Genomic DNA, 7,689 nt, shown 5'->3' on the forward strand with positions numbered 1-7,689 from the left:
TCTTGTTATAATATCCTGTCTAAAAAAAGTGACAGGGGATAAATGAACCGGTTATACTGTTTCAGAGCATCCATATCCAGCTTCTTGTTTTTGTAAGGATTTGAATCGTCCGTATAGAAATAGATGCCTGTTGTCCGGTTACCATTTTTTATAATTTTCCCGTTCAATGGTATCGCGTCCACATCCTCGAACTTTTCAAGGGGAAGTCCTTCAATAGAACCGGTTTCCTGTTTGCCGAGACTGTTTGTATAGTGATTGAACAGTACAAATCCTTTTCGGGCATAATCAATGTGAATGCCGTATGGACGGTTGCGGTAAAAGTTTTCTCTGGCTTTTTCCTGATAATTTTCCATTATAATACCGGTTTGACAATTTCAATCTTCAATCCGAGTGCATCAATGATACGGCAGAACGTACTGATACCCGGATCTACAATACCTTTTTCTATTCTGGAGATATAGGACTTGTTGGTCCCGATTTTTTCAGCCAGTTCGGACTGGGTCATCTTTTCCTTCTTTCTGGCATCACATATAATCTGTCCCATGCAGTAGGCGTATGCCTCCTTACGGAACTCCTCACGTTCAGGTGTTCCCGGCTTGCCGAATTCCGCATCCATGATAGCATCGATGCTGGTCAGGTTTTCATTTCTTACTTTCATAATACTCCTCCTTTATCTTTAATGCTTTTTCTATTTCAGAAGGCGGTGTCTTCTGTGTCTTTTTCTGAAATCCGTTGAACAGGATTACGATGTTCCCGTCATCAAATATGAAGAATACCCTGAAGATGTTGCCTCCATATTCAGCACGGATTTCATAAAGTTCTTCACGCAGATACTTCACGAACTTGCTGCTTACCCTTTCCTGTACTTTCAGCATATCAAGAATGTAGTATATCTTACGGGCTTCCTCTTTTCTGAGAGATGAGATAAAGTCCATGAAATAATTCTTGTAGGCTGATATGGTCCGTTCCTGTTTCATGCTGCAAATATATAAAAAGTTTACATATCAGGCAACTTTGAAAAGATAAAAATAAATTATTCCTCATTTCCCAAGTTGGTAAAGTTAAAACATTCCGTAACTATGAAGTCTTCTCCTCCGTATTCTGCCAACGCCATGAAATCGGACAGGCTGTCGCAATAGAAGAAGATGGTATTGTCATGCTCTTCCGGAATGTTTTCGAGTGCTATGGAAACTTCCGTTTCTTTCATATCATCTTTCCAGATGATACGACATAAAGCCTGTTGCGGTTCGGTATTGTAAATCTCTTTAAACTCCTTATATTTCTGCGATATTCCCTTCTTTACTTCAGATGTGTCGCTTATGACTGTTCCGATTTTACAGTTGTCGCACCACCCATACTGAAAAGAGTCGTCTGTATAGTGGTCAAAGTCCTTTGTATTGGGATTTATCATCGCTTCACAGGTTACGTTCGTACTTCCGCATTTGCAGCATATAACATCATCTTCTTTTATATGGAAGATATTTGTTATGGCTTCCAGAATATCGTTAAGCCATATCGGATTGGCCAAAGCCGCCTCATGGCGGCTTGTGACCTTATAATTTTCTCCGGTTATCTTATCATGAACTTCAAGTGTGATTCTTTCTCCGACGACAGTTACCTTGTGTACGGAGCATTCGCACGGATCACCCATCTTGTCAAACCAGATTACGTAGACCGGATTGTCGTTGTCTGTCAGTATTACTTCGGAAACCGAGTTCACCTGCATCAGTGCAAGTATCCTGCCGATGATCTCATCGCACAGGTTTTCAATTCTTTTTTGGAAAATATTCATATTCAAATAAGATTTAGATGTTGGACTTCTTTTTTGTATTTCTCCAGTGAAGGCTTGTATCCCTGTTCATGGATAACGTCCTTCAGTTCTTTCAGAGTATAGGTCCGGGTTACGTCCAGTCCGTAGTCTTCCGCAAAAGCTTCTATTCCGGTTAGACAATACCCCATATTGCGGTGTACCGTTTCTGCGTTGATTTCCATAGAGTCATCAGTATCTTTGGGGAGTACAGCCTGCTCCTTCAACTGACTGATCTTGTATTGCAGGCCGGAGGCGAGCCTTTCCATGTTCCTGTCATGGTAGGTCAGCCCGTCCTTGCGGATACAGTATTCCACTGTTTGCCCCATGAAAGAGTTGCGGTATATTTCACAACCCAGTATGGTACGGATATGTTCCACCTCATAATACCGCATGGCCTGTACATCCTTCAAATTCTTTTGAATCTTCGGAATCTGGAATTGCGGATCGTTGTCACATATTGTCTTTTCCAGCCATGTCCGGTGGAATGTGGTAATCTGTTTTCTGAACACTGTTTCGGCAGGCATATATCGGTTGGGATGGCGTGTCATGATAAGATAGTATTCACTTTCATGCCATCCGCGTTTACATTTTTGCAGGGCAATGTAAGTGAATCCTATACGGCAGTATCGGCGGCTGTCATTACGGTCCCTGATATGCTCGAAATCCGTTTCACATCCATAGAATTCGGCTGGAAGTCCTGTATATTTCTGGAACTCCATGACACGCTCCTTGAAATGACGGATATTATCCTGGTCTTTTTGACATAAAAGCCTGGACATTTCAGGTGTGATGAATTCCATCCGCAGATAATGGAAGTATTGCGGCTTCTCCTTGAGAACCTTCTCGGCAAGTTTTCTGGTCTGTAGTTTCTTCGGCAGTTGAGGGAGCCAGTATAGACTATGGCCGTATTCGGTGAAATATTCCACAAGTTCCTTGTTCCAGCGTTCCGATGGAATATCTGGATAGAACGAATCTCTTCTGGCCAGTGCCATACAGACCTCTTTCGTCATCAGCTCCGGCCCGATATGGAATCTGTAACTGCTGATTTCCTTTTTCACGCTCAGGGTATAGCTCAGTCTTTCCGGTGTCCGAAATTGTTTTGGAAGTCTGTCAAACAGATTGGGATCAAGTTCCATAGCCTTGTCAGCCATGTAATCATCCGCATGGTTTGAAAACCATTCGTAATGCCCGTATGAATTGAAAATGTCGTGCAGGTTACCTGTCTTGTGACAAATGGCCTTCCATACGGTGTCATAGTCAAGCCAGCGTGTATCCACTTCCTTGATACAGCGTATGGCCCATTCTTTGTAGTATGCAGCCTGTTTGAAACATTTAGGCATCATTTTGTCGATTGTCATGGTTGCGATACGTCCGTCATGGATCAGTTCTTTCCAAAGTCTGAAATCCTTGGCTTGTCGCGGAACGAAAGAAAGCATGACGCTTGTTTCATATAAGAACTGCTGTTCATACCTCTCTGAACAGTACCGGTAACCTCCGTTTTGCTGTACGTCACGGTAAAGGGAGTATATTGCATCACGGACTGGTCCGTTGTTCCATGAGGATGAAGGTATCAGATGCAGGTAGTGCATGAAATTCCTGTGTGCGAACAGCGATTCAAGTATGTCACTGTTCCTGTATTTTTCCGGTATGTCAGGAAAATTACTCTTTTCGGCCTTTATTGCCCTTAGACAAATCTGGCGATTACGTTTTTCTTCAGGTATCTTCGAAAGCTGCCAGGAACGCCATCCGTAATCATCTGTTTTGAATATACTGTCAAGTATTTCAGAAGTAATATATTTCTCCGGCAGATAGTTGACCAATTCCGGACGGTGTTCGGTTGCGGCCAGTTCAACCATTTCCATTGTAATGAATTTGTCCGGCATACATGATATGGCCGTTGTCATATTGATTTCTTTCATGATTCCAGTTTTTTAGGTTTGATGACTTTTATAAGTTGTGTTTTGCGGAATACATATACCGTTTTTCCTCTTTCACTGACTCTTTTGGGAAGGCTTTTCCAGGTATCCCATCCGTTGACAATTTCCGGAGTGAATTCCAGTTTTCCCGTTTCGCCGATTACGGCAAAGGAAAGCCCGTTGTCCAAAGGGGAAGATGTATGGTCCTTGTCGGGAACAAAGACAGAAAATTCAGGATTGCTGATTTCATAGATTTTTCCTCCATAGCCCAGAAACCATCTGCCATTTTCATACAGGTAAGTCCAGTCACCGAGCAGGAAGAACTTTTCCTTGCCTGATATCTCCTTTGCTTCGTGAATGGGATTCCCATTATTCAAAGGCCAGCAGCTAGTCTTGTTTCCATTTGATGAGAGGCTGCCTCCCAGATGGAACTGGTTTCCCAAAGCGAGCAGTTTTTTCACCCTGTCTTCCGTACGGTAGAATGTCCTGAGTATTCTTCCGCAGTTTTCAAAATTCCCTTTTTCAAAAACGGTGATGTACCGTATTCCTTCCGGCAGGGACATTCCGATGTAAGTGTTTTCATCATTTGTCATAGTCGTATATTTTTATATGATTGTTTATGAATGGGATTCTTTGTCATTCCAAGTCTCTTGTACGGACTGGATTGTAGGGACAGGACTGTACCAGGTAATTGGTATTTCTGCCCTGAGTCTGACTGTGCTGTCTGAAACATTCGATGTCATCTTCCTCCAGTTTCAGTTTTCTTCTGTTCTTCTGCAGGAAATCTGCTGCCTTTTCTATGGAAGAGAAGACCGCCTTTGGCTCGAATGAACTGTATTCGTGCCATGCGTTGCAGCTGAAAAGGATATACATTTCAGCCTTTATTCTGTTACTTGCTGCCATATCTTATTATTATGGTTGATAAACGACAAAGCCCGATTCCGCTGGTGACGGAACCGGGCCTGTCGTATTCGGTTTCAGGTTCTAATTCTGGTTATATGAAAGCAGGAAATCGGCCATTGCTCCGTTCTGTGGAATCATGGCAGGAAAATCAGTCTTTCCAGGCTTGTAGATTTCTGTCGCTACATTGTATACATCCCATGCTGTAATGCGTGGCTGTTCAAGTAAGAGTTTGAGCAGTTCTTCCGTAAACACGGAAATCTGTCCCTGGTTAAGCGGATAGGTATCCACCTGTGATGCCAGTCTTTTGTCTGCACTGTCATGGGATACACGCAGAGCCGTCAGCATACCGATGATCATGTACAATTCACCGGGTGTCAACACCTTTTCCTTGAGCCTTTGGATTCGGCTTCTGTCCGCATCCATGTCACGTTCAAAATTTCGCATCCAGTCATCCACCTTCCCGAACAGTTCCTCGGTAGTCACCTTGTCCTTGCCGTAGTTGGCAACGCTTCGTTCGGGTGAAAGGATACACTGGTTGTGGCAGATACGTACGCAGGGACCTATTGCCGCCTGAATACCGTCCTGATGGTAGGCTACCACGAGTGTGGTTGTCAGTTCATCTGTATACCCGTTCAGAATACGGATGGTGGTGAAGATTCTGCGCAGTACATGTGCCTCTACCGTCTTCTCTCCATAGGTCTGTTCCACCTGCGGCAGGATGACCACTCCGGGCTGTGTACGGTTCTTGTTCTGGGCGGCGAAGATTTCCTCCACCTCGTAGTTCAGGTTGTGACGGCGGCAGATGTCCGTCATGCGCTGGATGACCTGATAGTGGTAGATTCCCCTTACCGGATTGCCGTAGATGTCGTTCTCCTTGTAGGTACGCTGGAGTGTTTCAAGGTCCATTACTTCGATTCCGTTGTTCTGGAAATCAAACTGTCTCTGATTGTTCAATGTTGCTAAAGCTTCCATAATTATATTTTTTAAAAGGTTGGTAATTATTTGTCCAATAGGTTGATGATACGGACTGCCTCTTTGAAGCGTCCGATATTTTCCGGAAGAGGATTCCTGTATTCCTCTTCCTTCATGCGTCTTATAGAAGGTATTCCCGTTAAGGGCAGAGCCTGGTTGACTTTCCATCCGTCGGTAAATGCCTTCGGCTGGAGACTGTCATGACAGATCACTTCCCCGACACAAGCATGTTGCATACGGTCATCATACAGCAGGTCCGGCTGATGTCTTCTCCGACCAGATAGTTTCCCGGATTGTGCGCATGGTATGCCAGCAGGAGCCTTCCGCTGCCGCATGTGGGGTCTCCCATCCTCTGTCCGGTCTCTTTTTTACCTGCTGCGCACATGACCATGAGTTCACAGATATGTGACGGCGTGAAGAACTGTCCGTTTGCCTGCTGTCCCGGTTTTGAGCAGTAAGCCATGTGGAGTTCACCGAAAGCGTCGAACCAGCCCGACCTGCCGATTTGTTTCTGCATGATACGTGTCCATTCGGCTGTCATTTCCATGAACGAGGCGTTTTGCTGACGCTTGTATTTCCAGTTGCTTATTGGCGGTGCTCCCGGAGAGAAGCCGTGGATGATGAAACGCAGCAGGTCGTTGAATACGGTCTGTATTTCATAGCCGCATGAGGAGGCAAAGCCTGTGATGAGCCTGTCGAGCGGCCTGACTTCGTTGGAGATTTCATATCGTGCCATATTCCTTTATTTTATAATTGGTTATAGACTGTCGTTGATTCTGTATACTGTTACGGTATGGTTTTCATTGTCCGTGTGGATTCTGACCGGACCGTATCCCATGAATTTCATGCGGATTTGTCCGTGCTGTCCCATACCGTTCCACTGCTCACGTGATATTTCCTTAATATCCATGCGCTACCCCCAAAGTACAAGAGAGTCAGGCAGGATTCCCTTGTAGAGTCTGCCTTTCAGGATTGCGGTCAGCTCGTCCAGCTCGCTCCGGCTGTACAGCGTAAATGAATCGCTGCGGAAGGTGTATTCGCCTGTCCTTTCCCTGTCCCGGTGTTTCATGATATGATAGCGGAACCAGTTACGGGTGGTGTAACCGTCATACAACGGATTCGGTTCTCTGCATTCCCATTTTCTGACCGGAGCTTCGAACCTTAGACTGCCCGTACTGCTGCGCTTCCCGAATCCCCATGTCCTGAATATGCGGATTTCAGAACCTGCGGGTTTCATGTTCCGGATATTGACCTGCATCCAGGGACTTCCGGTGGTATCATAGGCGGCTTTTCCCATGTCATCAAAACAGAATACCGTTTCCGGTATCAGGCATATATCCGCATATTTTCCTGTTATCCGTTCTATATGAGCTTTTCCGAAATAGTCACCAGAACGTGAGACAAATTCCACGCAGTCTCCTTCTGTCGGGCACATCTGCCTGCTTCGGACATTCTCCATCAGTTCCAGCATACGGTTCACTTTCCGTACTTCCTTTTCTGTAATGGGATACCCGAAGTCACCGTTTGCCAGTTCAAGACTGTCAAGGTCATATCGTATCTTTGTATTCATCCTGTTCTCCTCCTGTTTTGTGTATAGCGTTCAACCTGTCGGGTGATCATATCACAGAATTTCTGGCCGTTTTCTTCCTCACCCCTGAAATAGGCGGCCATCATCAGCAGGTTCCTGTTGTAATAATGCACCCATTTGTCATGGAAATGTGCGCCGGGAACCTGTCCGAATGTTTCCTGAAACAGTTCCAGGGTCAGATCCTCGTCCTGTCTCCTGTTGTATTCCCATATTGCCAGAAGCAGCATGTCATTGTAATTCAGTCTCATATTGCGTTGGTATTTGAAGTGGCCATTATGATGTTGCAGCAATCGATTTCCCGGACATTCTCCTTCAGCTTTCCGTTGTTTACCAGTCTGTCGTATGCCTCATGCACAAACCTGTATGCAGGCGAATCATATCCGATACCGTGCAGATGTGATGTCGTCGCCACATTTATCCGTGATGCCATCATGGAAAGTATGTCCTCTTTCCCTGCCCGGCGGTTGCTGAAGGCATCCAGTATATTCCGGTGGATGCAC

At 45.1% G+C, this 7,689-nt stretch carries 9 protein-coding genes and 3 pseudogenes; all 12 read right to left on the bottom strand.

Going from position 1 to position 7,689, the window contains the following annotated elements; genetic code table 11:
- Positions 1–5 precede the first annotated feature (5 nt).
- Positions 6–353, bottom strand: coding sequence for a hypothetical protein (locus Q3C19_RS17360; protein WP_302731025.1), 348 nt, complete (start codon positions 351–353; stop codon positions 6–8).
- Positions 353–658, bottom strand: a complete 306-nt coding sequence (locus Q3C19_RS17365) for a helix-turn-helix domain-containing protein (RefSeq protein WP_294598758.1) — start codon at positions 656–658, stop codon at positions 353–355. The genes Q3C19_RS17360 and Q3C19_RS17365 overlap by 1 nt, the downstream gene beginning before the upstream one ends.
- Positions 642–977, bottom strand: coding sequence for a type II toxin-antitoxin system RelE/ParE family toxin (locus tag Q3C19_RS17370; protein WP_007560861.1), 336 nt, complete (start codon positions 975–977; stop codon positions 642–644). The genes Q3C19_RS17365 and Q3C19_RS17370 overlap by 17 nt, the downstream gene beginning before the upstream one ends.
- A 56-nt stretch (positions 978–1,033) precedes the next feature.
- A complete protein-coding gene (locus Q3C19_RS17375; protein WP_294598752.1) occupies positions 1,034–1,792 on the bottom strand; it encodes a hypothetical protein in 759 nt (252 codons plus the stop codon).
- A gap of 2 nt (positions 1,793–1,794) precedes the next feature.
- Complete coding sequence (locus tag Q3C19_RS17380; RefSeq protein WP_302731033.1) at positions 1,795–3,729, bottom strand: hypothetical protein; 1,935 nt, start codon at positions 3,727–3,729, stop codon at positions 1,795–1,797.
- A complete protein-coding gene (locus tag Q3C19_RS17385; protein WP_302731035.1) occupies positions 3,726–4,319 on the bottom strand; it encodes a hypothetical protein in 594 nt (197 codons plus the stop codon). Before Q3C19_RS17385 ends, Q3C19_RS17380 begins: the two co-directional genes overlap by 4 nt.
- 43 nt (positions 4,320–4,362) lie before the next feature.
- Positions 4,363–4,629, bottom strand: a complete 267-nt coding sequence (locus Q3C19_RS17390) for a hypothetical protein (protein ID WP_270713058.1) — start codon at positions 4,627–4,629, stop codon at positions 4,363–4,365.
- Between the two features lie 81 nt (positions 4,630–4,710).
- Positions 4,711–5,601, bottom strand: coding sequence for a DUF932 domain-containing protein (locus Q3C19_RS17395; protein WP_302731039.1), 891 nt, complete (start codon positions 5,599–5,601; stop codon positions 4,711–4,713).
- A gap of 26 nt (positions 5,602–5,627) precedes the next feature.
- Positions 5,628–6,337 (bottom strand): annotated as a pseudogene (locus tag Q3C19_RS17400) (N-6 DNA methylase).
- Between the two features lie 21 nt (positions 6,338–6,358).
- Positions 6,359–7,171 (bottom strand): annotated as a pseudogene (locus tag Q3C19_RS17405) (DUF4121 family protein).
- On the bottom strand, positions 7,168–7,437 hold the full coding sequence (locus Q3C19_RS17410) for a hypothetical protein (RefSeq protein ID WP_005776877.1): 270 nt from the start codon (positions 7,435–7,437) through the stop codon (positions 7,168–7,170). Before Q3C19_RS17410 ends, Q3C19_RS17405 begins: the two are co-directional and overlap by 4 nt.
- Positions 7,434–7,689, bottom strand: a pseudogene (locus tag Q3C19_RS17415) (hypothetical protein); the annotation flags it as partial. The pseudogene Q3C19_RS17415 and the gene Q3C19_RS17410, both read right to left, overlap by 4 nt.

Source organism: Bacteroides sp. ET489, assembly GCF_030518095.1.
In the GTDB taxonomy this organism is placed as follows: domain Bacteria; phylum Bacteroidota; class Bacteroidia; order Bacteroidales; family Bacteroidaceae; genus Bacteroides; species Bacteroides ndongoniae.